This window comes from Streptomyces griseorubiginosus, from assembly GCF_001514195.1.
GTDB classification, from domain to species: domain Bacteria; phylum Actinomycetota; class Actinomycetes; order Streptomycetales; family Streptomycetaceae; genus Streptomyces; species Streptomyces griseorubiginosus.
In genome coordinates this window covers 233890-257220 of sequence record NZ_KQ948736.1, presented here as the reverse complement: position 1 = coordinate 257220, position 23331 = coordinate 233890, and the positions used below count along the sequence as shown (strand labels likewise).

Below are 23331 nucleotides of genomic sequence, written 5' to 3'. Positions count from 1 at the left end.
CCATGTCATGGAAGCGCAGGGCCAACGCGGGACTGCGGCGCGTCACGGGGTTCGAGGTCCGGCGGGTGCCCCGGTCGGCCGCGGCCGCCTACCCCGCCGACTACGACGAGGAGGCGAAAGCGGTGATCACGGCGGTCCGGCCGTACTCCATGACGCCTGCCGAGCGCGTCAACGCGCTGATCCTGGCGACCCGTTACGTCGTGCGCCACCGCGTCCCGGGTGCGATGGTGGAGTGCGGGGTCTGGCGGGGCGGCAGCATGCACGCCGTGGCCCGCACCCTTCTCTCGCTCGGCGCCGCCGACCGCGAGCTGTTCCTCTTCGACACCTTCGAGGGCATGCCGCCGCCGACCCGGCACGACCGCAGGAACGACGGGGAACCGGCCGACCGCCTGCTCGCCGACGCCGACCCGGACAGTCTGATCAGGGCCGTGGCGAGCCTCGAGGACGTCAAGTCGGGCTTCGCGCCGATCCCGTACCCGAAGGAGCGGATCCACTATGTGCGGGGCCTGGTCGAGGACACCGTGCCCGGACGGGCGCCCGAGCGGATCGCGATCCTGCGCCTCGACACGGACTGGTACGCCTCCACCCGGCACGAACTGGAGCACCTGTACCCGCGCCTGGTCCCCGGCGGAGTCCTGCTGATCGACGACTACGGCACCTGGCAGGGATCACGCCGAGCGGTGGACGAGTTCCTGGAACGGACCGGCGAGCGGCTGCTGTTGCTGCGGATGGACGAGGGGCGGATCGCGGTCAAGCCCTGAGGGCCGTGGGCTGGTCGAGTCACCGGCTCACCCCTCCTCCGCCGCCCGGTGGGACAGTGCCGCGCGGACCGAGCTCGCGGCGAAGGCGCAGGTGCGCCGGACCAGGTGCCGGTCTGCCACGGTCATGGCGACCGCGAAGAGCGCCGCGGAGCAGCCGCCGCCCGCGAGACCGGACCACAGGGTGCCGCCACCCCGTGCGGACACCGCCCAGCCCACCGCGGCCGCGCCCACGCCGGCGAGGACGGGAGCGATGAGCGGGCGGGCCAGCCGCACGGGAATGCTGCGCGTGGTCGCCCGGCCGATCACCAGCGCCTCCACCACCCCCGCCGCGCACCAGCCGAGGCCCACGGACGCCACCCCGAGCGGCACGAGCAGCGGCACGGTGACCGCGAACCAGGTCACCGCCTGGAGGAGGCCCGCCCGTAGCACGGTCCGCGCGTCGCCGAGCGCGTACAGGTAGCCCTGGGCGGCCACCGAGACCGACCCTCCCACGGCCAGCCCCAGACAGGCGCCGGGCACGGCCGCGGCGGCGTCCCGCCACTGGGGCCCGAAGAGACCGGGCACCAGCCCCGGCGCGGAACCGGCGAGCGCGGTCAGCACGAAGCCCATGCCGACCGAGGTGATCTCGACGGCCTGCTGGACCAGGCGCGTGCTGCGGTCCCGGTCGGAGACCAGCCGGGACATCGTGGGGAACGAGACCCGCCACAGCGACTGGAGGATCAGGTACGGCACCTCCATCAGCCGCTTGGCCAGGGCCCACAGGCCCAGCTGGGCGACCCCGCCGACAGCAGCGACGCACACGTTGAGGAGCTGGTCGCGCAGCAGCCAGGTCGCGTTGACCGCCTGGAACCGCAGGCCGAACCCGACGAGCGGCCTGATGAGCCGCAACCTCGGCCGGGGCCGCACCAGCCCGTCGGGGCACACGCACCCCATCACCACCGCCCCGACGAGGGCCCGGACCACGGTCGCCGTGGCGAGCCCCCACACCCCGAACCCGGCCGCCACGGTGCCGATCGCCCACGCCTGGTAGCACAGCACCTGGGACATCTCCACGACCACCAGCCGCCGGTACAGCAGGGCCCGCTCCAGCAGGATCCGGCCGGGGAACTGGAGGGCGACGAACGGCATGGAGGCGACCATGACGGCGGTCACCCAGGCGACCCGGCCGAGCGGGACGGCCACGGCCGCGGCGAGCGCCGTCATCGCCAGCGTCAGGCCCAGTTGCAGCGCGCTCAGGGCGCCGAGCTCCTCGCCGCTCGGGGGCTGCTCCCGGCGGATGAGCCCGGCGCCCAGACCGCCGTCGGAGACGAGCCCGGCGAACAGCACGAAGGACATGCCGACGGCGACCACGCCGAGGTCCCGGGGTTCCAGCAGCCGGGCCACGACCACGTTCCCGGCGAACCCCAGCAGCAGGATCACCAGGCCGCGGGTGCTGACGACGAAGACGCCCGCCTTGGCGCGCCGTTTCAGCTCGCTGCCCGTGAGGACCTCGTCCTCGCCGTGCCCTCGCCCGGCACCCATGCTGACTTCAGCGGGTGGCCCGCCGTGCGCGTCGGCGGGCCAGCCGGGTCCTGATGCCGAACCGTCCGAGCTGGTGCCGGCCGTGGTCGTGGACGAGGGTCACCGCGTCGGCCCTGCGCCGGTCGAGAGCGGCGGCCCGCCCCTCGCGCAGCCGCAGCGGCAGGGCCGGCGGGTCCAGCCGCAGGGCGACGTCGGGCGCCAGGAGCAGCCGGGTCATGAGCGTGGAGTAGACGGTGTCCCGAGTCGCCCTGAGCCACGGTTTGGCCAGCACGTGATGGAGGAGGAAGGGTTCGGCTCCGTCGCCGTACCGGCACGTCAGGCGGTCTCGGTCGACCAGATCGAGGCCCGGGAAGGGCGGGTGGGGAGCCAGCCGGTGGTCGAGGACGAGGAGCTCGTCGTCCTCGAAGCGGGCCGCGAGCACCGCGTTCAGCACGTCCTGGTCGGCGAAGTAGAAGGGGTCGTCCAGGGTCGCGCTGCCGTATCTGCTGTGCGCGACGCCGATGGTCCGCTGCCCCTCGGTCCACGGCGGCAGGAGCCGTTCGGTCAGGGCATGCGGGTAGGCGAGGAAACCGGCGTTCAGATAGCGCCGGCGCCGCAGGGGGCCGAGCCCGAGGGTGGTCTGCCACTCGGGGTGGAAGCGGTGGCTGTTGGGCAGGCAGTCGACGAAGGCCACGATCCGGCCCTGCCGGGCGGCCTCGGTGAGCTCCGTCAGCGGCCGGGTGACGATGATGTCCGCATCGATGAGGACCGCGACCTCCGCGGGGCGACGCAGGGGACCGTAGGGGGCGACGAACACGGCCGGCATGTCGGGCGAGGGCGGCTCCACGAGGAGGACGTGGTCCGCGAGCATTTCCCGCTGCTGGGGCGACAGGCCGATGTCGACGACGACCAGGGGCTCCTCGTGGCCCGTCAACCGCAGGGAGTTGAGCAGCGCCACCAGCCCGGGGAAGAACCGCCGGTCGGCGACCGTGTAGAACGCCGCGCCCGGCAGTGGTACGGGGGAGTCGTCCACCGTTCGATTCTATGGCGGTATGAACCAACTGTCCTGTATGCGTAGAATTGCATGATCCTCATACGGTGGCCGGGCCTGTGGTCGATGCCACACGTGAAGCCAATCCGCCGTCTGTGTGCGGGGATTCAAGCGGATGTGCGCTTTCGTGCCGAGTTCTGCGAATTCCGCGAGTTCCGGTAATCGGTTTGTCGACATATGCTCCGGGACCCGTCCGACCGCATGCTGTTCAGGAGGTTTGCCCGTGGGCGTCTTTTCCGGGTCGGGATCGCTGTCCCGCAGATCGATGCTGGGACTGATGGCCCTGCCGTTGCTCGCGGCGAAGCCGCCGCGCCCCGCCAAGGGCGCGACCAACACCGACGTCGTCCTCGTCACCGACTACGCGACGCCCCAGCTCGCCGCGAACGCTGCCGCCGGCAAGCGGCTGCGTTTCCCGGCCGGCCGGACGTACCTCGTCGATGACCTGCTGATCCCTGCCGGGTGTTATGTCGAGGGCAACGGCGCGGTCCTCAGGACCGCGAACGCGACCACCACGGACAGCAGCGACGACGGCATCCTGCGCGTGGGCGGAAACGGTGTCACCGTCGACGGCCTGAAGTTCGACGGGAACGTGCAGAACCAGAACGGCGTCTGGAACCAGCACCGCCACCAGATCAGGGTGCACGGCGATATCAGCGATGTCCTGGTCATGAACTGCGAGTTCTACAACATCATCGGCGACGGCGTGTACATCAACGTCGGCTCCGCCGGAAACACCGGGCACACCATCGAGGTCCGCGACTGCACGTTCACCGGGACCAACAGCAACCGCAACGGCGTCAGCGTCACCTCGGGAACGAACGTGCACATCCACCACAACACGTTCACCGACATGGCCCGCCCCGACATGCCGGGCGCGATCGACATCGAGCGGAACGCCGTCACCGACGTGATCTCCGACATCCTGGTCGAGTACAACACGATCACACGAGCGGCCCTTTCGGGCACCGGCTCCCGGTACGGAATCCTGGCGGCCCTGTTCGACTGCGTTGGCACGAACATCGTGTTCCGGAACAACGACATCAGCGGGGCCGGGCTGAGCGCCGGCTGCCTGATCATCGGCAACAGCAGCGGAACGCTGAACACGAGCACCGTCTCCGTCACGGCGAACGACATCCATGACGCCGGGGGTGCCGGAGTCGAGCTGAACTACGGCATCAGGCCCGACATCACGGACAACCGGTTCACCAATCTCTCCCCGGCGATCCTGAACTACTTCTCCGCCCTCGGGGACACCTCGGGCAACACGTTCACCAACGTCGCCACGCAGATCTCCTAGAAGGGGAGCGGTTGTCGCGGTTGTCTCCCCTTCCGTCCCGTGGTTAGGGTGTACGTATACACCGTAAATATACAGACTCGACCCACCATGTCGGGGTGAGGATCTGTGGATCACGGCTCGGACTGCTTCGCGATCACCCCTTACGGCCGGGGTGCCGGAAGTTCGCGGGTCCGTGTCTTCGAGTGGCTCGACCGCATCGGCACGGACTTCGCCGTCGGCAGCTATCTCTCGCTGTCCGACGCCGCCCCGTCCCGCCTTCTGCGGCACCCGGTGTCCCTGGCCCGGGCGGAGCTGCGGCTCGCGGACGTCGTACGCGCCGGACCCCGGCGTCTGCTGCTGCACCGTGAGGCCTCCCCGCTGAGCCGCGGCTGGTGGGAGCGGCGGCTCCTGAGGAGCGCGGAGTTCGCCGTCTACGACTTCGACGACGCCCTGCAGTGGGACCGGGGCGAGGGGGGTCTCGTCCGCAGACTCGCTCCCAAGGCGGCCAAGGCCCAGGTGGCCGTGGAGCACGCGGACCGGGTCATCGCGGGCAACGCCGTGCTGGCCGACTGGGCCTGCGAACGTCACCGCGACGTCGTGGTGATACCGAGCTGTGTGGCCCTGGCGGACTACGTGCCCAAGAGGTCGTACACGCTGCACGACCCGCCGCGGCTCGGCTGGATCGGCTCACCGCACAACGAGGCGTGTCTCCTGCTGATCTCCGGGGCGCTCCGGGAGGTGCACCGGCGGACCGGGGCCCGGGTCACGGTCGTCGGCACCACCACGCCCTCTCTCGGCGACCTGGAACACCTCATCGACCGGATCGCCTGGAGCCCGGACAGCCAGCGGGAGGCCCTGTCCGCGATGGACATCGGGCTGATGCCGCTGGCGCCCACCGCCTACAGCCTCGGCAAGTGCGGCTACAAACTCCTCCAGTACGCCGCAGCCGGGCTGCCCGCCGTGGCGACCCCGCTCGGCGTCAACACCGAGCTGCTGTCCGAGTTCGGCATGCCCGCGCCCCGCGGCCCGGACGAGTGGACCGCCGCGATCCTCGGGCTGATCGACGCGTCCGCGACCGTCCGGGCGGGGCTCGGTCGGACCGCGCGGGAGATCACCGGGCGCAGGTACTCGTACGACGCGTGGCTGCCCCGCTGGGCCGCCGCCCTGGAACTCGGGACGGTGACCCCGTGACCGGCGCGGACCGGCCGGTGCCGACCGTCGACATCGTGATCGTCAACTGGAACACGGGCCGCTGCCTGGCCGACTGCCTGCGGTCGATCGCCGCGACCGACACGTCGCTGCTGAGGGTGACGAGGATCGTCGTCGTCGACAACGCCTCCACGGACGACTCCCTGCACCACCTCGCCACCGGCGACACCGTCGCCGGCGTTCCGCTCGACGTGGTGCGCAACGCGCGCAACCGCGGGTTCGCCGCCGCCTGCAACCAGGGTGCGGGCCGGGGGAGCGGCGACTTCGTGCTCTTCCTCAACCCGGACGCGCAGTTGTACCCCGACACCCTCCGGGCCGTCGGCCGGTTCCTCGGGACGCCGGACGCGGACGGCTTCGGGATCTTCGGCGCGCTCATGGTGGACGAGCTGGGCCGTCCGCGGATCTCCTGCTCGCGCTTTCCCAGCCTGCGCATCTGGGTCGGGAAGATGACCGGCCTGGACCGGCTGGCCCCCGCCCTGTTCCCGCCGCACCACCTCGGACCGCGGGAGCTGACCCGCTCGGGACCGGTGGACCAGGTGATCGGAGCCTTCTTCCTGGTGCGCCGCCCCTTGTACACCGAGCTGAACGGCTTCGACGAGCGGTACTTCCTCTACCTGGAGGACGTCGACCTGGCCCTGCGGGCCCGCGAGGCCGGCTGGCCCTCCTACTTCCTCCGGCAGGCCCGTGTGCACCACGCGGAGAACGTCAGCTCCTCCCAACTCGGGCCATGGCGCCACTACTTGATGCTGTGCAGCCGCACCACCTACGCCTGTCTGCACTGGCCCAGGTCCCGGGCACGGCTGCTCACGGCACTGACCCTGTCCCTGGAGCCGGCCGCGCGGCTGACGGCCGCCGCCGCGCACGGCCGGTGGGCGGACCTGCGGACCACCGTGGCCGTCTACCGGCGGTACCTGCACTGGCTCCGCACCGGCCGCCGCCGCGACCCGTCGGCACCGGCGATCCCCGACCCGCGCGAGACCGGCCCGGCGCCGGGCGGCACGACCGGCAAAAGCGGCACGACGAGCAAGAGCGGCCCGGCCGGCAAAAGCGGCACGACGAGCAAGAGCGGCCCGGCCGGCAAAAGCGGCACGACCAGGAAAAGAGGCGGTCCGTCCCATGCGCACCGTTGACGAGACTCCCCCCGCCACCCTGCCCGCGACCGGCACGGTGCGGCTTCCGGCGTCGCGCCGGGTCCTCGACGTCGTCGTCGCGCTGACCCTCCTCGTGGTGCTGGCGCCCCTGCTGGCGCTGCTGGCGCTGCTGGTCGCCGTGACGAGCGGTCGGCCGGTGCTCTTCCGGCAGCCGCGGACGGGGGAGGGGTGGCGGGAGTTCACCCTGTACAAGTTCCGCAGCATGCGCAGCGGCAGCGCGGGCCCCCAGGTCGCAGGCGGCGCCGACCCGAGGATCACGGCCACCGGCCGGCTGCTGCGCCGGCTCGGCCTCGACGAACTGCCGCAGCTGTGGAACGTCCTGCGCGGCGACATGACCCTGGTCGGCCCCCGCCCCGAGGTCCCGGACCTGGCCCGCCGCTACCCGCCCGAGCACCAGTGGGTGTTCCGGCACCGCCCCGGCCTCACCGGCCCCTGCCAACTCCGCTCCCGCGCCTACGCCGACCGGCTCGACGGCCGGCCGGACCCCGAGGCGTACTACCTGAGGGTCCTGGTGCCCCGGCGCACCGCCCTGGACGCGGAGTTCCTCAACCGGGCCACGGCCTGGAACGTCGTGCGGTACCTCGCCCGGACCGCCCTGTACGTGCTCCGCACCCCGTGGGACGAGGCCCGGGAGCGCCGAGGGGGCGGGTCCTGATGCGGGCCGTGGTGACCGGCGCGGCCGGGTTCATCGGCTCCCACCTGAGCGCTCACCTGCTGTCCCAAGGGGACGAGGTCGTCGGGGTCGACGCCCTCACCGATTTCTACGACCCCGCCCGCAAACGGCACAACCTCGACCGGCTGCTGCGCCGGAAGGGCTTCCGCTTCCACCGCGGCGACCTGCTCGACCTGCCCCTGCGGCAGCTGTTCGCACCCGCCGACGCCGTCTACCACCTCGCCGGCCAGCCCGGTGTCCGCGGCTCCTGGGGGCCGGAGTTCGCCGTCTACCTGGAACGCAACGTCCTGGTCACCCAGCGGGTCCTGGAAGCGGCCCGGGACACCGGACTGCGGCGCCTGGTCTTCGCGTCCAGCTCGTCCGTGTACGGCGACGCCGAGGCCTACCCGACGCCGGAGACCGTGCGCCCCCGGCCGGTGTCCCCGTACGGCGTCACCAAGCTCGCCGCGGAGCAGCTGTGCGAGACCTACCGCACCGTCTTCGGCGTCCCGGCCGCCTCGCTGCGGCTCTTCAGCGTCTACGGCCCCGGACAGCGGCCCGACATGGCCTTCGCCCGCCTGGTCGCGGCCGCGCGTGCCGACCGTCCCTTCCCGCTGTACGGCGACGGCGGCCAGAGCCGTGACTTCACCTACGTCCAGGACGTGGTCGCCGCGATGCGGGCGGCCGCGCTCTCCTCCTGGTCCGGCGTCGCCAACCTCGGCGGCGGCAGCGAGGTGACGATGCGTCAGGTCATCGACCTGCTGGGCGACTTGAACGCGCCGGTGCGGGTCGTACCGGGCCCCGCCCGTCCCGGGGACGCCCGCCGCACCGCCGCCGACATCACCCTGGCCCACGACGCCTTCGCCTACCGCCCGGCCACGGGCCTGCGGGCCGGGCTCGCGGCGATGCTGCGCGCCGAGTCGTCGCCCGGGGCCACGTCCCCCGTCACGACGACCCCTGCGCCCCCCGGTAGTAGGCGATGATCTCCGCCTCCGTCATCTCCCGGTCCCGCCGACGCCCCAGGAAGTAGACGGCCGACGCGTCGTCCTGGGCGAAGTCGGGCGGGACGAGGTGGTCGAGGCCGCGCAGCCAGAAGAGCGCCGCCCGAGTCGCGCGGCCCGCGACGGCGCTGCGGGTCAGACCCCGCACCAGGTGGTCCACGCTCCACAGCATCTGGGTGCCGGGGCCGGCGACGGGGCCCGCGGCGAGTTCCTCGAACCGCCGGAACAGATAGCGGTGGCCGCTCGGGGTGAAGCGCGTGAAGTCGTGGGCGCCCGCGTGGACCTGTTGCAGGAACGGGGTCTCGGCATAGACCAGCCCGTCGTCCCGCAGCACCCGGTGGATCTCGGCGACCACCTGCGCTGGGTCCAGCACATGCTCCAGCACGGCCTGCACCAGCACCGCGTCGACACTGGACGTGCGCAGCGGGATGCGGTGGGCGTCGGCGACGAACTGGGTGGCCGGGCTGGTGACGATGTCGAACCCGATCACCCGCACGCGGGTGTCCCGGTAGACCGCCTCCACCCCGTTCCCGACCGTCGCCCCGCCCACGACGAGCAGCGTCGGCGCCGGGCCCGGCAGGGCGCGCAGCAGCAGGTCGATGTTGACGGCCGCGACCCGGTTGGGCGGCCTGGCGATCCGCCGCAGCGGGGTGGGCAGCGCATCGGCCCCCCGGTGCACGTGCGCGGGGGACGCGAGGGCGGCGACGGCCTCCCGGCGCACCACGCTGTGCTCGAAGTCGACGAGCACGGGCGCTCCCGCCACGTCGGGAAACGCCGGGGAGGCGTGGTACGCGCAGTCCGGCGCGGCGCACCGCAGCGCACCGGCACCGGCTCCCACGCCGGTACCGACACCGGCTCCCACACCGGTACCGACACCGGCTCCCACGCCGGTACCGACACCGGCCCCGGCACCCGTTCCCACTCCGGAACCCGCCCCCGCTCCGGCACCGGCTCCCGCTCCGGTCGGGTCCGCCTCCAGCCCGGAACCGCAGCGCGGGCATGCCAACAGCGGCCTGATGTCGTCCAGTTCGGCCAGGACCATGCGCGCTCCTCGGACCCCGGGGATCACCGACGGCCGGTTCCTGCGCCGGGCTCGCCATGAGACATCCTCGCCCGGATTGACCCGGATCGCCTGCCGGGAGAAGATGTACGTATACGCCGTAAATATACGGTTTATGGTCGTGGTGGACGAGCGGTGGTGGATGATGCGGCACGGGACACTGGTCCCCGGTTCGGGACGTCCGGTCGGCGACGCCGACTGGCCGGGCACACCCCCGCGGGTCGCGTCGGCGGCGGAGCTGCCGCCGTCGCCGTCGCTGCCCCGCGTCAAGGTCCTCCATGTCATCACCCGCCTGGAGGCCGGCGCCGGCGGCAACACCCTGCTGTCGGCCCAGGGCATGGACCCCGCCCGCTACGAGGTCTGGATCGCCGGAGTCCCCGGCGGTCCCCTCTGGGCCCGGGCCCGGGCCGCCGGCCTGCGCACGGTCGAGATACCCGGGTTCCGGCACACGCTGACCCCGGCGGACCTGGCGGTGCTGTGGCGGCTGACGCGGCTGATCAGGCGCGAGCGGTTCACCATCGTGCACACCCACTCCGCCAAGGGCGGATTCCTCGGGCGCGTGGCCGCCCGGCTGTGCCGCACACCGGTGGTCGTGCACACCTTCCACGGCGTCAGCTTCCACCCCTACCAGTCCCGCGGCCGGCGACTCGTCTACCGCCGCCTGGAGCGGGTCACCCGGCGCTTCACCCACCGCTTCCTCGCCGTCGCGCCCCGCCTGGCCGAGCAGGTCGTCGAGGAGCGCCTCGCCCCACCGGGCGCCGTCCGGGTCGTCCCGTCGGCGGTCGACCTGGCCCACATCCCCGAACGGTTCGACCCGCTCGCCCGCCGCGTGCTCGGGACGCCGCGCACCACCGCCCTCGTCGGCACCGTCGGCCGGCTCGACCACCAGAAGGCCCCCCTCGACTTCGTCCGGATGGCCGCCGCACTGCGCGCCGAGCGTCCGGACACCGCCTTCGTGATGATCGGCGAGGGACCACTGGAGGGGGACGTGCGACGGCTCGCCGCGGAACTGGGCGTCGACCTCACGCTCACCGGGCACCGGACGGACGCCGCCTGGCTGGTGGCCGGGCTGGACGTCTTCGTGATCACGTCCCTGTACGAGGGACTCGGCCGGGCGCTCACCGAGGCCCTCGCCACGGCCCGCCCGGTCGTCGCCACAGCAGTCAACGGCGTACCCGACCTCGTGGAACACGGCGCCACCGGGCTGCTCGTCCCGCCGGCCGACCCGGACGGGGCCGCGCGGGCCGTCCGCTGGCTGCTCGACCATCCGCACCAGGCGGCCGACATGGGCCGTCAGGGCCGGCGCCGGGCCCGCCGGGGCTTCACCCCGCAGGCCATGTGCGCCGCCGTCGACGCCTGCTATCGCGAGCTGCTCGGCCTCCCGCCGCCCGCTCCGGCCCCCGCCCACTGACTCGGCCGCCCCCGCACGGCCCACCCCCGCCCCCGGGAGATCGACATGCGCCTCACCGTCATCGGCACCGGATACGTGGGAGCCGTCCACGCCGCCTGCATGGCGGACCTCGGTCACCAGGTCCTCGGTGCGGACGTCGACCCCGAGCGGATCGCGGCGCTCACCGCGGGCCGGCCGCCGTTCTTCGAGCCCGGTCTGGGCGGGCTGCTCAAACGTGCCGTGGACAGCGGACGGCTGCGCTTCACCACCTCGACGGCCGAGGCCGCCCGGTTCGCCGCCACCCACTTCGTCTGCGTCGGAACACCGCCCCTGCCCGGTTCCGGCGCCGCGGACCTGCGGTTCGTCGAAGCGGCCGTGGACGAGCTGACCGCACACCTGCCCGAGGAGCGGGACGAACGGGTCCTCGTCGTCGGCAGGTCCACCGTGCCGGTGGGTACGACTCAGCGTCTGGCCGGACGGCTCGGCACCGCCGCCGACCTCGCCTGGAACCCGGAGTTCCTGCGCGAGGGCTGTGCGGTCCAGGACGCCACGCGGCCCCTGCGCATCGTGGCGGGCGTCGGGGCCGCGTGGGCGGAAGCGCGGCTGCGGGAGGTCTACGCGCCCCTGACGCGGCTCGGCACGCCCTTCGTCGCCACTGATCCCGCCACCGCCGAACTGGTCAAACTCGCCTCCAACTCCTTCCTCGCCACCAAGGTCTCCTTCATCAACGCCATGGCGGAGATCTGTGACGCCACCGGCGCCGACGTCCTGACCCTGGCGCGGGCCATGGGCGCCGACCCCCGCATCGGGCCGGGCTGCCTCGTCCCCGGGCTGGGGTTCGGCGGCAGCTGCCTGCCCAAGGACATCCGGGCCTTCGCGGCCGGGGTGGAGGACCTGGGCCTCGGGGAGTCGGTGGCCTTCCTCCGCCAGATCGACGCGATCAACTCCCGGCAGCGGCTGCGGACCGTCGAACTCGCCGCGCACCTGGTCGGCGGGTCCTTCACGGGCCGCCGGATCGGCGTCCTGGGCGCCGCCTTCAAACCCGGCAGCGACGACGTCCGGGACTCGCCCGCGCTCGCCGTCGCCGAAGCCGTACGACGGCGGGGAGCGCACGTGCGCGTCCACGACCCCGAGGCGGCCGACAACGCGCGCGCCGTGCGTCCGGCCCTGCTGTTCGCACCGGACGTGACCAAGACGTGCGACCAGGCGGATCTGGTGCTGCACCTGACCGACTGGCCCCAGTACCGGGACCTCGACCCCGCCGAGCTGGCCCAGGTGGTGCGCACCCCGGCGATCGTCGACGCCCGCCACACCCTCGACGCGGCGGCCTGGCGCGCGGCGGGATGGACCCTGCACGCCCCGGGTCGGCCCCGGCACGCCGTGCGACGACAAGGCGGAGCACCATGACAGAGCCCACCGCGGCCATGCACCCGCGCCCGCACGGCGTCCGCGGCGGGGCCCGACCCTCCACACCCGCGGCGCCCCCGCCGGTCTGCCGCCCTCACCGCAGGGCGCCGGTCCCGTCATGACGCGCACCCGCATCCTGGTCACGGGTGGAGCCGGGTTCGTCGGCTCGCACTACGTCCGCGCGCTGCTCGGCCCCGACGGTCCCGCCGACGTCACGGTGACCGTCCTCGACGCGCTCACGCACGCCGGCCGCCCGGCCGGCCTCGACGACCTGCGCCGTACGGACCACTTCGCCTTCGTCCGGGGCGACATCTGCGACCAGGAACTCGTCGACGAACTGCTCACGGCACACGACCAGGTCGTGCACTTCGCCGCCGAGACCCGCGTCGACCGACCGGGCCACGGGGCCGAGGCCTGCGTGCGCACCAATGTGCTCGGCACCCAGACCCTCGTCGACGCGGCCCTGCGACACGGGCCGAAGCGGTTCGTGCACATCTCCTCCGACGAGGTGTACGGCTCGATCCGCGCCGGATCCTGGCCGGAGACCGACCCGCTGCGGCCCAACTCGCCCCGCGCCGCCACCAAGGCCGCCTCGGACCTGATCGCGCTGGCCTGGCACCGCACCCACGGCCTCGACGTCCGGGTCGCCCGGGGCTGCACCACCTACGGCCCCCGGCAGTTCCCCGACCGGCTCGTGCCCCGCTTCATCTGCCTGCTGCTGGAGGGGCGGCCGGTCCTCCTGCACGGCGGCGGACACGACGTCCGCGACTGGATCCACGTCGACGACCACGTCCGGGGCATCGAACTCGTCCGCACCCGCGGCCGCCCCGGCGAGGTCTACAACATCGGCGCCGGTAACGAACGGTCCGTACGGGACGTGACCGCCCTGCTGCTGCACGCGTGCGACGCCGACTGGAGCCGGGTCGGCATCGTCACCGACCAGACGGTCCACGACCGGCGCTACGCGGTCGACGCCAGGAAGATCCGGGACGAACTCGGCTTCGACCCGCGCCGGGACCTGGCCGCCGGTCTCGCGGAGACCGTGGACTGGTACCGCACCCACCGGTCCTGGTGGGAGCCGCTGCTGCACCTGGCCGAACGCGACGAGGGCAGGGCGGGGGTGTACCTCCGGTCATGAACGCACCCATGCACACACCCGTGAACACCCCGATGATCACGCCCATGAGCGCGCCCATCGAGGACTACGCCCTCGTCGGCGACCAGGAGACCGCCGCCATGGTCGGCCGGGACGGTTCCGTCGACTGGCTCTGCCTGCCCCGCTTCGACTCCCCGGCCTGTCTCGCCGCACTGCTGGGCACCGAGGACAACGGGTTCTGGCGTCTCGCGCCGACGAGCGGCGGCCGCTGCACCAGCCGTGCGTACCGGCCGGGCACGCTGGTCCTGGACTCCCTGTGGGAGACACCGGCCGGCACCGTCCGCGTCACCGACTTCATGCCGCCCCGTACCCGGCTGCCCAGCCTCGTGCGGGTGGTCGAGGGGCTTTCGGGCACCGTGACCGTGCGCAGCGCGCTGCGGCTGCGGTTCCACCAGGGGCGGGTCGTGCCGTGGGTGCGGGACCTCGGCCCCTGCACCGTCGCGGTCGCCGGGCCGGACGCGGTCTGGCTGGGCGCCGACGGCCCCGTCCGGGTCGTAACGGGCGCGGACACGGTCGACTGGGACGTGACCCTGACCGCGGGACACCGGCTCACGCTGACGCTGGTCTGGGCCCCCTCGCACCGGCCCGAGCCGCCCGCGCCGCTGCCCCTGCCCGTGGAGACCGTGCTCAAGGAGACCGTCGACCACTGGCACCGCTGGACCGCCCGCTGCCGGTACCAGGGGCCGTGGCGGGACGCGGTGGTGCGTTCCCTCGTCACCCTCAAGGCCCTCACCTACGCTCCCACCGGCGGCATCGTCGCGGCCGCCACCACCTCACTGCCCGGCAGCATCGGAGGCGAGCGCAACTGGGACCACCGGTTCTGCTGGCTGCGCGACTCGACCCTCGCCCTGTCCTGCCTCCTGCGCAGCGGATACCGCGACGAGGCCCGGGCCTGGCTGGACTGGCTGGTGCGGGCCATCGCGGGCGACCCCGGCGATCTCCAGACCGTCTACGGCGTCGGCGGCCAGCGGCTGCTGCCGGAGACGGAGGCCCCCTGGCTGCCCGGTTACGCCGGCTCTCGGCCGGTCCGGTTCGGGAACTCCACGGCACACCAGTTCCAACTCGACGTCTACGGCGAGGTCCTGGACACGCTCTGGCTGGCCCTGCGCGCGGGCATCCCGATCCCCGCCCATGTGTGGACCCTCGTCGAGGCGTTCATGGACCACCTCCGACTCCACTGGCGCGAACCGGACCACGGACTGTGGCAGGTGCCCGGCCCCGGCAGGCGGTTCGTGCACTCCAGGGTCATGGCGTGGGTGGCCGCCGACCGCGCCCTGCGGATGGGGGAGGCGCTGGGCCGGACCGGCTCCTCGGCCCGATGGCGGTCACTGCGCGACGAGATCCACCGCGAGGTCTGCCGGGAGGGCTGGGACCCCGGGCAGCGGTCCTTCGTGCAGTCCTACGGCTCGCCGGCGCTGGACGCCTCGGCCCTGCTGATCCCCCGTCTAGGCTTCCTGCCCGTCACCGACCCGCGCGTACTCGGCACGGTGCGCGCTATGCGCCGTCTGGAGCACGGCGGGTTCCTGCGCCGCTACGGCCAGGGCCGCACCGGCGACGGCGGGCAGGAACTCGACGGTCTGGGCGGCACCGAGGGCACCTTCGTCGCGTGCTCCCTCTGGTACGCCGAGGCCCTCGCCGCCACCGGGCAGCCGGCGCGCGCCCGGGAGCTGTTCGAACGGGTCCTGGACGTACGCAACGACGTCGGACTGCTGGCGGAGCAGTGGGACCCGGACGCCGGACGGCACCTCGGCAACACCCCCCAGGCGTCCAGCCACATCGCCCTCGTCGAGACGGCGTTCGCGCTGACTCCGGCGCTCAGGGCCTGACCAGCAGCTGGAAGTCGAAGGCGTACCGCGAGGCCCGGTAGATGTGGGTGCCGTACTCGACCGGGCGGCCGGTGTCGTCGAAGGCCGTGCGCTGCATGGTCAGGACCGCGGTGCCCTCCTGTTCGTCGAGCCGGGCGGCCTCCTCCGCGGTGGCGCGGCGGGCGCCGATGGTCTGGCGGGCGCTGTGCAGGGTGATGCCGGCGGTGCGGAGCATGCGGTAGAGGCCGGTGGACTCGAGGCGGTCGCTGTCCAGGGCGAGCAGTCCGGCGGGGAGGTAGTTGCACAGCAGCGCGACCGGCTGGCCGTGGGTCAGGCGCAGCCGTTCCAGGAGCATGACCTCGGCGCCCTCCGGTACGGACAGCGCGGCGGCCACGTCGGCGGACGCCGGCACCGTCTCGTTGCGGACCACCCGGGTCGCCGGACCCTGGCCGGCCGCCTCCAGGTCGTCGTAGAGGCTGCTCAGCTCCAGGGGGCGCTTGACCTGGCTGTGCACCACCTGGGTGCCCACCCCGCGCCGCCGGACCAGCAGGCCCTTCTCCACCAGGGTCTGGATGGCCTGGCGGACGGTCGGGCGGGACAGACCGAGGCGGATCGAGAGGTCGATCTCGTTGCCCAGGAGGTTTCCCGGGGCGAGCACGCCGTGCTCGATCGCCTCCTCCAGCTGCCGGGCGAGCTGGTAGTACAGGGGCACCGGACTGCCCCGGTCCAGGGCGAAGTCCAGCGAGTCGAGCGCGGGCGCGGTCGCGGCACGGGACATGGCACCGGGCTTCGCCATGGAGGTACCTCCCTCAGCGGGTCGGGGGCGGGGGGGGCAGAGGTGGGTCCGGCGGGTCGGGGGGCGGGTCAGAGGTGGGTGCGGCGGGCGGCCGTCTGGCGGTCGTACTCCGTCCGCGCCGCGACCGCGGCCTCGCGCGACGCCGTCTGGGCCACCGGCACGTCCCACCAGGCCTCGGCCGGGGGAGCGGCCGGGTTCGCGGTCTCCGTCTCGACGTAGACGCAGGTCGGGCGGTCCGAGGCGCGGGCCGCGGCCAGGGCCTCGCGCAGCTCCCGCACGGTCTTGGCGCGCAGCACGTCCATGCCCAGGCTCGCCGCGTTGGCGGCCAGGTCGACCGGGAGCGGGGCCCCGCTGAAGGTGCCGTCGGCGGCCCGGTAGCGGTAGGCCGTGCCGAAGCGCTCACCGCCCACCGTCTCGGAGAGGCCGCCGATGGAGGCGTACCCGTGGTTCTGGATGAGCACCAGGTTGATCGGCAGGCCCTCCTGGACGGCGGTGACCAGCTCGGTCGGCATCATCAGGTAGGTGCCGTCGCCGACCAGCGCCCACACGGGGGTGTCGGGGGTGGCCTGCTGGACGCCGATCGCCGCCGGGATCTCGTAGCCCATGCAGGAGTAGCCGTACTCCAGGTGGTACTGGCGCGGGCTGCGGGCCCGCCACAGCTTGTGCAGGTCGCCGGGGAGCGAGCCGGCCGCGTTGATCACAACGTCCTCGTCGCCGACGACCGCGTCCAGCGCGCCGAGCAGCTGGGTCTGGGTGGGGACGGCGTGCTCGTCGGCGGCCTCGTAGGCCCGCGCCACGACCCGCTCCCAGCGCTCCTTGCCGGTGCCGTACTCGGCCTCATAGGCCGCGGCCACGCGGTGGCCCGCAAGGGCCGAGGTCAGCGCTTCCAGGCCCGCCCGCGCATCGCACACGACCGTCCGCGCGGCCAGCTTGTGGGCGTCGAAGGCGGTGATGTTGAGGTTGAGGAAGCGCACGTCCGGGTTCTGGAAGAGGGTGCCGGAGGCGGTGGTGAAGTCGGAGTAGCGGGTGCCGACGCCGATGACCAGGTCCGCGGTGCGGGCGAGGTCGTCGGCGACGGCGGTGCCGGTGTGGCCGATGCCGCCCAGGTCCGCGGGGTGGTCGTGGCGCAGCGATCCCTTGCCCGCCTGGGTGGACGTGACGGGGATGCCGGTGGCGTCCACGAGGGCCTTCAGGGCCTGCTCGGCCTCGCTGTGGTGGACGCCGCCGCCCGCCACGATCACCGGACGGGCCGCCGCGCGGATCACGCGGACCGCCTCCGCCAGTTCCACCGGGTCGGGCGCGGGGCGCCGTACCCGCCACACCCGCTCGGCGAAGAACTCCTCGGGCCAGTCGTGGGCCTCCGCCTGGACGTCCTGGGGGAGGGCGAGGGTGACCGCGCCGGTCTCGGCCGGGTCCGACAGGACGCGCATGGCCTGGAGGGCGGACGGGATCAGGGCCTCGGGGCGGTGGATCCGGTCGAAGTACCGGGAGACCGGGCGCAGGGTGTCGTTCACCGACACGTCCGCCTCGGTGGGGTGCTCCAGCTGCTGGAGCAGCGGGTCGGCGGGGCGGGCGGCGAAGTAGTCGCCGGGCAGCAGCAGGACCGGGAGGCGGTTGATGGTGGCCAGGGCCGCGCCGGTGACCAGGTTGGTGGCGCCCGGGCCGATCGAGGTGGTGACCGCCTGGGCCGACAGCCGGTTCAGCTGGCGGGCGTGGCCGACCGCCGCGTGGACCATGGCCTGCTCGTTGCGGCCCTGGTGGAACGGCATGGCGTCCTCGCCGGCCTCCAGGAGGGCCTGTCCGATCCCCGCCACGTTCCCGTGGCCGAAGATGCCCCAGGTCCCGGCGACCAGCCGGTGCCGTACGCCGTCCCGCTCCGTGTACTGGACGGACAGGAACCGCACCAGGGCTTGGGCGACGGTCAGGCGGGTGGTGGTGCTCATCAGGACTTCTCCGGTGCCGTGTCGAGAGGGGCAGGTAGGACAGCGGGAGACGGGCCGGTCACCGCAGGGCGCCGTCGAGAGGGGTGCCGGCCGTGAGGGCGTGGCGGACGGTCCGCTCCAGCTCCCAGCCGGAGAGCAGGCCGTGGCACAGCGCGCCGCCGAACCCGTCGCCCGCGCCGTCGACGGCCGCCACGGGGGCGGACGGCACGTCGGCGGTGGTGCCGTCGCGGTGCACGGCGAGGACGCCCTGCGGGCCCCGCTTCACCACGGCCAGCTCCACGCCCGCCGCGAGCAGCGCCTCGGCGCAGGCGTGGGGTGCGCGCACTCCGGTGGCGATCTCGCACGCGTCGAGGTCGCCGACCGCGACGGTCGCGTGCCGCAGGGCCTCGGCGTACGCGTGCCGCAGGGCTTCGGCGTGGTGGGGCCGGGCCTCGGCGTAGGCCTGCCGCGGGGCCCGGGTGTAGCGGGGCCGGGGTTCGGCAGGGTCCGTCCGGGCCGGGTCGTCGCCCGGCGCGGGCCGCCAGTCCAGCTCCAGGACCGTGGTGCCCGCCCGGTCCCGGCACTTGAGGGCGGCGAGCGTGGCCGACCGGCTCGGCTCCGCGCTCAGACCGGTCCCGGTGATCCAGAAGATCCGGGCCGCGCGGATGGCGAAGTAGTCGAGCTCGTCCGTGTGTATCTCCAGGTCGGGAGCGCCGGCGACCGGCGTTGCGGAGGCCGCCGTCCGGGTCACCCAGCGGTTGTCGACGCCGGACTCGGTGAGGGTCTGGTGGAGATACGCGCCGAAGGAATCGGCTCCGGTACGGGTGATGACGGCGGTGGACCAGCCCAGCCGGGCGGCGGTGACCGCGACATCCGCGGCCGGACCCCCGAGGAACCGCCCGGAGGACCCGTGCCGGGGCCCTGGCACCCCCGGTCGGTGCGGGTGGAGATCAACTCCGATACGGCCCATACTGATCACGTCGAACTGCTGCACTGGCTCGACCATGCGCGACGCTCCTCGGTCCGGACTGGGGATGCGAGGCCCTCCGGGCCCGTTGCATCCCCAGGTGTAGGACTCGAAGGGCGAGCCTGTCAATAGTTTGTACTTACATTCGGACCTGTTCGTGAAATGATGTCTTAACAAAGTATTGACAGCGGCAGCGCCAGGGGAGTTGGATCCCGTCCCAACACAAGTTGGCGCGTTTTCACAGATCCCACCCCCTTTCCCGACGTACTCCCCGTCGCACAGTGAGGTGCAAGGAAAGATGGACCGCTCTTCTCTCTCCCGCTCGCGGAGATTCGCCCCCGTCGTGGCCCTCGCCGCGGCCGCGGCCCTGACGCTCGCCGGCTGCTCCAGCAGCTCGGGCGGCAAGAAGTCCGAGGAGAGCGCGGACGGCGCCTCCGCGGGCAAGGCCACCACGCCCCGGATGACCATCGCCCTGGTCACCCACCAGTCGCCGGGCGACACCTTCTGGGACATCGTCCGCAAGGGCGCCCAGGCCGCCGCGAACAAGGACAACGTCAAGCTGGTCTACTCGGCCGACCCGAGCGCGGGCGGCCAGGCCAACCTGGTGCAGAACGCCATCGACCAGAAGGTCGACGGCATCGCGGTCACCCTCGCCAAGCCCGACGCCCTCAAGGACGTCGTCGCCAAGGCGAAGGCGGCCGGCATACCCGTCGTCGGCCTCAACTCCGGTGTCAGCGAGTGGCAGAAGCTCGGCCTGATGGAGTTCTTCGGCCAGGACGAGACGGTCGCCGGTGAGGCGCTCGGCAAGCGGCTGAACCAGGAGGGCGCCAAGAGCGCCGTCTGTGTCATCCAGGAGCAGGGCAACATCGGCCTCACCCAGCGCTGCGACGGCGTGAAGAAGACCTTCACCGGCAAGTTCCAGACGCTGAACGTCAACGGCGCCGACATGCCGTCGGTGAAGTCGACCATCACCGCCAAGCTCAGCCAGGACAAGTCCATCGACTACGTCGTGGCCCTCGGCGCGCCCATCGCGCTGACCGCGTCGCAGGCGGGGTCCGACGCGGGCAGCAAGGCGAAGGTCGCCACCTTCGACCTCAACAAGGACCTGACGACCGCCATCAGCAAGGGCACCATCGCCTTCGCCGTCGACCAGCAGCCCTACCTCCAGGGCTACCTGGCGATCGACTCGCTGTGGCTGTACAAGAACAACGGCAACTACATGGGCGGCGGCGAGCAGCCGGTGCTCACCGGCCCGGCCTTCGTGGACAAGTCGAACGTCGACGCCGTGGCGAAGTTCGCCGCGAAGGGCACCAGGTGATGGGTATGACCCAGCACGCCGAGCCGGCGGTGACCACACCGCCGGCCCCCGGCCCCGGCCAGGTGAAGGACGGCCGGACCGCGGAACGACCGCTCGCCCTGCGGCTGTTGGCGCGCCCCGAGGTAGGGGTGTTCCTGGGTGCGGTGGCGGTGTGGGTGTTCTTCCTGATCGCCGCTCCGCCGGTGCGCGAGGGCAGCGCGATGGCGAACATCCTCTACCAGTCGTCCACGATCGGGATCATGGCGCTGCCGGTCGCCCTGCTGATGATCGGCGGGGAGTTCGACCTGTCCTCGGGTGTCGCGGTGATCACCTCGGCGCTGACCGCGAGCATGTTCGCCTTCCAGCTCACCCTGAACGTGTGGGTGGGCGTCTTCGTGGCGCTGCTGGTGGCGCTGGGGATCGGGTTCCTCAACGGCTGGCTGGTCGTCAGGACCGGGCTGCCGAGCTTCCTGATCACCCTGGGCACGTTCCTGATCCTCCAGGGCGTCAACCTCGCGGTGACCAAGCTGGTCACCGGGAACGTGGCCACCGACGACATCAGCGACATGGACGGCTTCGACCAGGCCAAGAAGGTCTTCGCCAACTCCTTCGAAGTGGGCGGAGTCCAGATCAAGATCACCATCATCTACTGGCTCGTCTTCGCCGCGCTCGCGACCTGGGTGCTGCTGCGCACCAAGTACGGCAACTGGATCTTCGCGGTCGGCGGCAACAAGGACTCCGCCCGCGCGGTCGGCGTGCCGGTGAACTTCACCAAGATCAGCCTGTTCATGCTGGTCGGCTTCGCCGCCTGGTTCGTCGGGATGCACAACCTGTTCTCCTTCAACACCGTGCAGTCCGGCGAGGGCGTGGGCCAGGAGCTCATCTACATCTCGGCCGCGGTGATCGGCGGATGCCTGCTGACCGGCGGCGCGGGCTCGGCGATCGGGCCGGTGTTCGGGGCGTTCATGTTCGGCATGGTCCAGCAGGGCATCGTCTACGCCAACTGGAACCCGGACTGGTTCAAGGCCTTCCTCGGCGTGATGCTGCTCGGCGCCGTCCTGATCAATCTGTGGGTCAGCCGCACGGCGACCCGGAGGTGACCCACCCATGACCACTGAAGAGACCGGCACGCACGGCGCGATCCTCGCCGACCCCCCCGACACCGCCGCGGGGGACGGGGCGATCGTCGAACTGCGCAACGCGGGCAAGTCCTACGGCAACATCCGCGCCCTGCACGGCGTCAGCCTGAAGGTGCACCCCAGCCAGGTGACCTGCGTGCTCGGCGACAACGGCGCCGGCAAGTCCACCCTCATCAAGATCATCTCCGGGCTGCACCAGCACACCGAGGGCGAGTTCCTCGTCGACAACGCCCCGGTCCACTTCACCACCCCGCGCGAGGCACTCGACAAGGGCATCGCCACCGTCTACCAGGACCTCGCCGTCGTCCCCCTGATGCCGGTCTGGCGCAACTTCTTCCTCGGCTCCGAGATGACCAAGGGCCCCTGGCCGGTCCGTCGCCTCGACATCGAGAGGATGAAGAAGACCGCGGACGAGGAACTGCGGAACATGGGCATCGTCCTCGACGACCTCGAACAGCCCATCGGCACCCTGTCCGGCGGCCAGCGCCAGTGCGTGGCCATCGCCCGTGCCGTCTACTTCGGCGCCCGCGTCCTCATCCTGGACGAGCCCACCGCCGCCCTCGGCGTCAAGCAGTCCGGCGTCGTCCTCAAGTACGTGGCCGCCGCCCGCGACCGCGGACTCGGCGTCATCTTCATCACCCACAACCCGCACCACGCCTACATGGTCGGCGACCACTTCAGCGTGCTGCGCCTGGGCACCATGGAACTCTCCGCCTCCCGGGAGCAGATCACCCTGGAGGAACTCACCAACCACATGGCGGGCGGCGCCGAACTCGCCGCGCTCAAGCACGAGTTGTCCCAGGTGCGAGGCGTCGACACCGAAGCCCTCCCGGAAGAGGGAGACCTCACCGTGGCGGCCGGCGGCGAGGGGAAGTCCTGAGGTGGCGGCCCCGCTCGACCGCATCCGCGTCGGTTCGGCCCCGGACTCCTGGGGCGTCTGGTTCGCCGACGATCCGGCGCAGGTGCCGTGGGAACGCTTCCTGGACGAGGTCGCCGAGGCGGGCTACTCCTGGATCGAGCTGGGGCCGTACGGCTATCTGCCGACCGATCCGGCACGGCTGACCGACGAGATCGCCAGGCGTGACCTGAAGGTCTCGGCGGGTACGGTCTTCACGGGCCTGCACCACGGCCCCTCGGTCTGGGAGTCCACCTGGGCGCACGTCAGCCAGGTCGCCGCGCTCACCCGGGCCGTGGGAGCGCGGCACCTCGTCGTCATCCCGTCCTTCTGGCGGGACGACAGGACCGCCGAGATCCTGGAGCCGCCCGAGCTGACCCACGAGCAGTGGGCCCACCTCACCAAGGGCATGGAACGTCTCGGCCACGAGGTCAAGGAGACCTACGGGCTCGACCTCGTCGTCCACCCGCACGCCGACACCCACCTCGACACCGAGGACCACGTCGAGCACTTCCTGGACTCGACGGACTCCGAACTCGTCAACCTCTGCCTGGACACCGGGCATTACGCCTACTGCGGCGGCGACAGCGTCAAGCTGATCGAGACGTACGGCGAACGCATCGGCTATCTGCACCTCAAACAGGTCGACCCGGCGATCCTCGCGGACGTCGTGCGCGACGGGGTCCCGTTCGGCCCGGCCGTCCAACGCGGCGTGATGTGCGAACCGCCCTCCGGAGTACCGGAGTTGGAGCCCGTACTGGTCGCTGCGCAGAAGCTCGGGGTGGAACTGTTCGCGATCGTCGAACAGGACATGTACCCGTGCGAGCCGGACAGGCCGCTGCCGATCGCGGTGCGCACCCGCAAGTTCCTGAGGTCCTGCGGCGCCTGAGAGGGAT

Annotated in this window: 20 protein-coding genes; 14 read left to right on the top strand and 6 right to left on the bottom strand. The window is 72.4% G+C overall.

Features of this window, described 5'->3' with window-relative positions:
• Positions 1-2: 2 nt before the first annotated feature.
• Positions 3-761: a TylF/MycF/NovP-related O-methyltransferase gene (locus AQJ54_RS13820; protein ID WP_062237447.1), complete on the top strand. Its 759-nt coding sequence runs from the start codon at positions 3-5 to the stop codon at positions 759-761.
• A 27-nt stretch (positions 762-788) separates the two neighbouring features.
• Here AQJ54_RS13820 and AQJ54_RS13815 read toward each other — a convergent pair whose 3' ends face one another.
• Complete coding sequence (locus AQJ54_RS13815) at positions 789-2282, bottom strand: oligosaccharide flippase family protein (protein ID WP_062237445.1); 1494 nt, start codon at positions 2280-2282, stop codon at positions 789-791.
• A 7-nt stretch (positions 2283-2289) separates the two neighbouring features.
• Entirely contained in the window at positions 2290-3294 is a 1005-nt protein-coding gene (locus AQJ54_RS13810; protein WP_062237444.1) for a glycosyltransferase family protein, read from the bottom strand.
• 241 nt (positions 3295-3535) lie between these two features.
• Between AQJ54_RS13810 and AQJ54_RS13805 the strand changes: the two genes are divergently transcribed.
• The 5 genes from AQJ54_RS13805 to AQJ54_RS13785 all read left to right on the top strand — a co-directional run bounded on the left by AQJ54_RS13805 (position 3536) and on the right by AQJ54_RS13785 (position 8583).
• Positions 3536-4609, top strand: a complete 1074-nt coding sequence (locus AQJ54_RS13805; RefSeq protein ID WP_159055521.1) for a right-handed parallel beta-helix repeat-containing protein — start codon at positions 3536-3538, stop codon at positions 4607-4609.
• 105 nt (positions 4610-4714) lie between these two features.
• Positions 4715-5779, top strand: a complete 1065-nt coding sequence (locus AQJ54_RS13800) for a glycosyltransferase (RefSeq protein WP_062237440.1) — start codon at positions 4715-4717, stop codon at positions 5777-5779.
• A complete protein-coding gene (locus AQJ54_RS13795) occupies positions 5776-6927 on the top strand; it encodes a glycosyltransferase family 2 protein (protein ID WP_062237438.1) in 1152 nt (383 codons plus the stop codon). Before AQJ54_RS13800 ends, AQJ54_RS13795 begins: the two co-directional genes overlap by 4 nt.
• On the top strand, positions 6914-7603 hold the full coding sequence (locus AQJ54_RS13790; protein WP_062237436.1) for a sugar transferase: 690 nt from the start codon (positions 6914-6916) through the stop codon (positions 7601-7603). The genes AQJ54_RS13795 and AQJ54_RS13790 overlap by 14 nt, the downstream gene beginning before the upstream one ends.
• On the top strand, positions 7603-8583 hold the full coding sequence (locus AQJ54_RS13785; protein ID WP_062237434.1) for an NAD-dependent epimerase/dehydratase family protein: 981 nt from the start codon (positions 7603-7605) through the stop codon (positions 8581-8583). The genes AQJ54_RS13790 and AQJ54_RS13785 overlap by 1 nt, the downstream gene beginning before the upstream one ends.
• On the opposite strand, the gene AQJ54_RS45620 is transcribed toward AQJ54_RS13785, so the two are convergent.
• On the bottom strand, positions 8546-9643 hold the full coding sequence (locus AQJ54_RS45620; protein WP_062237432.1) for a class I SAM-dependent methyltransferase: 1098 nt from the start codon (positions 9641-9643) through the stop codon (positions 8546-8548). The two genes, AQJ54_RS13785 and AQJ54_RS45620, sit on opposite strands and share 38 nt — an antisense overlap.
• Before the next feature lie 139 nt (positions 9644-9782).
• Between AQJ54_RS45620 and AQJ54_RS13775 the strand changes: the two genes are divergently transcribed.
• The 4 genes from AQJ54_RS13775 to AQJ54_RS13760 all read left to right on the top strand — a co-directional run bounded on the left by AQJ54_RS13775 (position 9783) and on the right by AQJ54_RS13760 (position 15440).
• Positions 9783-11072: a glycosyltransferase gene (locus tag AQJ54_RS13775; protein ID WP_159055520.1), complete on the top strand. Its 1290-nt coding sequence runs from the start codon at positions 9783-9785 to the stop codon at positions 11070-11072.
• A gap of 45 nt (positions 11073-11117) precedes the next feature.
• Positions 11118-12458, top strand: a complete 1341-nt coding sequence (locus AQJ54_RS13770; RefSeq protein WP_062237428.1) for a UDP-glucose dehydrogenase family protein — start codon at positions 11118-11120, stop codon at positions 12456-12458.
• 118 nt (positions 12459-12576) lie between these two features.
• On the top strand, positions 12577-13596 hold the full coding sequence (locus AQJ54_RS13765) for a dTDP-glucose 4,6-dehydratase (RefSeq protein WP_062029362.1): 1020 nt from the start codon (positions 12577-12579) through the stop codon (positions 13594-13596).
• A gap of 44 nt (positions 13597-13640) precedes the next feature.
• On the top strand, positions 13641-15440 hold the full coding sequence (locus tag AQJ54_RS13760; protein ID WP_062238613.1) for a glycoside hydrolase family 15 protein: 1800 nt from the start codon (positions 13641-13643) through the stop codon (positions 15438-15440).
• Here the strand turns inward: AQJ54_RS13760 and AQJ54_RS13755 are convergent.
• The 3 genes from AQJ54_RS13755 to AQJ54_RS13745 form a co-directional block, all read right to left on the bottom strand.
• The gene (locus AQJ54_RS13755) at positions 15430-16215 is read right to left on the bottom strand and encodes a GntR family transcriptional regulator (protein ID WP_062029364.1); all 786 of its coding nucleotides are present in this window, start codon (positions 16213-16215) and stop codon (positions 15430-15432) included. The two genes, AQJ54_RS13760 and AQJ54_RS13755, sit on opposite strands and share 11 nt — an antisense overlap.
• A 68-nt stretch (positions 16216-16283) precedes the next feature.
• The gene (gene iolD / locus AQJ54_RS13750; protein ID WP_062237426.1) at positions 16284-18158 is read right to left on the bottom strand and encodes a 3D-(3,5/4)-trihydroxycyclohexane-1,2-dione acylhydrolase (decyclizing); all 1875 of its coding nucleotides are present in this window, start codon (positions 18156-18158) and stop codon (positions 16284-16286) included.
• Between the two features lie 58 nt (positions 18159-18216).
• On the bottom strand, positions 18217-19143 hold the full coding sequence (locus AQJ54_RS13745) for a PfkB family carbohydrate kinase (protein WP_062237424.1): 927 nt from the start codon (positions 19141-19143) through the stop codon (positions 18217-18219).
• Positions 19144-19402: 259 nt separating this feature from the next.
• Here AQJ54_RS13745 and AQJ54_RS13740 point away from each other — a divergent pair, with 259 nt between their 5' ends.
• The 4 genes from AQJ54_RS13740 to AQJ54_RS13725 are packed head-to-tail and all read left to right on the top strand — an operon-like array spanning position 19403 to position 23324.
• Complete coding sequence (locus tag AQJ54_RS13740; RefSeq protein ID WP_062029369.1) at positions 19403-20422, top strand: sugar ABC transporter substrate-binding protein; 1020 nt, start codon at positions 19403-19405, stop codon at positions 20420-20422.
• The gene (locus tag AQJ54_RS13735) at positions 20422-21501 is read left to right on the top strand and encodes an ABC transporter permease (RefSeq protein ID WP_062029371.1); all 1080 of its coding nucleotides are present in this window, start codon (positions 20422-20424) and stop codon (positions 21499-21501) included. The genes AQJ54_RS13740 and AQJ54_RS13735 overlap by 1 nt, the downstream gene beginning before the upstream one ends.
• Before the next feature lie 7 nt (positions 21502-21508).
• Positions 21509-22420: an ATP-binding cassette domain-containing protein gene (locus AQJ54_RS13730; protein WP_062237422.1), complete on the top strand. Its 912-nt coding sequence runs from the start codon at positions 21509-21511 to the stop codon at positions 22418-22420.
• Between the two features lies 1 nt (position 22421).
• On the top strand, positions 22422-23324 hold the full coding sequence (locus AQJ54_RS13725) for a sugar phosphate isomerase/epimerase family protein (RefSeq protein WP_062237420.1): 903 nt from the start codon (positions 22422-22424) through the stop codon (positions 23322-23324).
• Positions 23325-23331: the final 7 nt, after the last annotated feature.

What these genes read in the sequence shown, in the direction of transcription:
- iolD (WP_062237426.1), bottom strand. Translation starts at nt 18,158, where the DNA reads ATGAGCACCACCACCCGCCTGACCGTCGCCCAAGCCCTGGTGCGGTTC.
- AQJ54_RS45620 (WP_062237432.1), bottom strand. Translation starts at nt 9,643, where the DNA reads ATGGTCCTGGCCGAACTGGACGACATCAGGCCGCTGTTGGCATGCCCG.
- AQJ54_RS13745 (WP_062237424.1), bottom strand. Translation starts at nt 19,143, where the DNA reads ATGGTCGAGCCAGTGCAGCAGTTCGACGTGATCAGTATGGGCCGTATC.
- AQJ54_RS13765 (WP_062029362.1), top strand. Translation starts at nt 12,577, where the DNA reads ATGACGCGCACCCGCATCCTGGTCACGGGTGGAGCCGGGTTCGTCGGC.
- AQJ54_RS13820 (WP_062237447.1), top strand. Translation starts at nt 3, where the DNA reads ATGTCATGGAAGCGCAGGGCCAACGCGGGACTGCGGCGCGTCACGGGG.
- AQJ54_RS13770 (WP_062237428.1), top strand. Translation starts at nt 11,118, where the DNA reads ATGCGCCTCACCGTCATCGGCACCGGATACGTGGGAGCCGTCCACGCC.
- AQJ54_RS13785 (WP_062237434.1), top strand. Translation starts at nt 7,603, where the DNA reads ATGCGGGCCGTGGTGACCGGCGCGGCCGGGTTCATCGGCTCCCACCTG.
- AQJ54_RS13735 (WP_062029371.1), top strand. Translation starts at nt 20,422, where the DNA reads ATGGGTATGACCCAGCACGCCGAGCCGGCGGTGACCACACCGCCGGCC.
- AQJ54_RS13740 (WP_062029369.1), top strand. Translation starts at nt 19,403, where the DNA reads ATGGACCGCTCTTCTCTCTCCCGCTCGCGGAGATTCGCCCCCGTCGTG.
- AQJ54_RS13730 (WP_062237422.1), top strand. Translation starts at nt 21,509, where the DNA reads ATGACCACTGAAGAGACCGGCACGCACGGCGCGATCCTCGCCGACCCC.
- AQJ54_RS13815 (WP_062237445.1), bottom strand. Translation starts at nt 2,282, where the DNA reads ATGGGTGCCGGGCGAGGGCACGGCGAGGACGAGGTCCTCACGGGCAGC.
- AQJ54_RS13755 (WP_062029364.1), bottom strand. Translation starts at nt 16,215, where the DNA reads ATGGCGAAGCCCGGTGCCATGTCCCGTGCCGCGACCGCGCCCGCGCTC.
- AQJ54_RS13760 (WP_062238613.1), top strand. Translation starts at nt 13,641, where the DNA reads ATGAGCGCGCCCATCGAGGACTACGCCCTCGTCGGCGACCAGGAGACC.
- AQJ54_RS13790 (WP_062237436.1), top strand. Translation starts at nt 6,914, where the DNA reads ATGCGCACCGTTGACGAGACTCCCCCCGCCACCCTGCCCGCGACCGGC.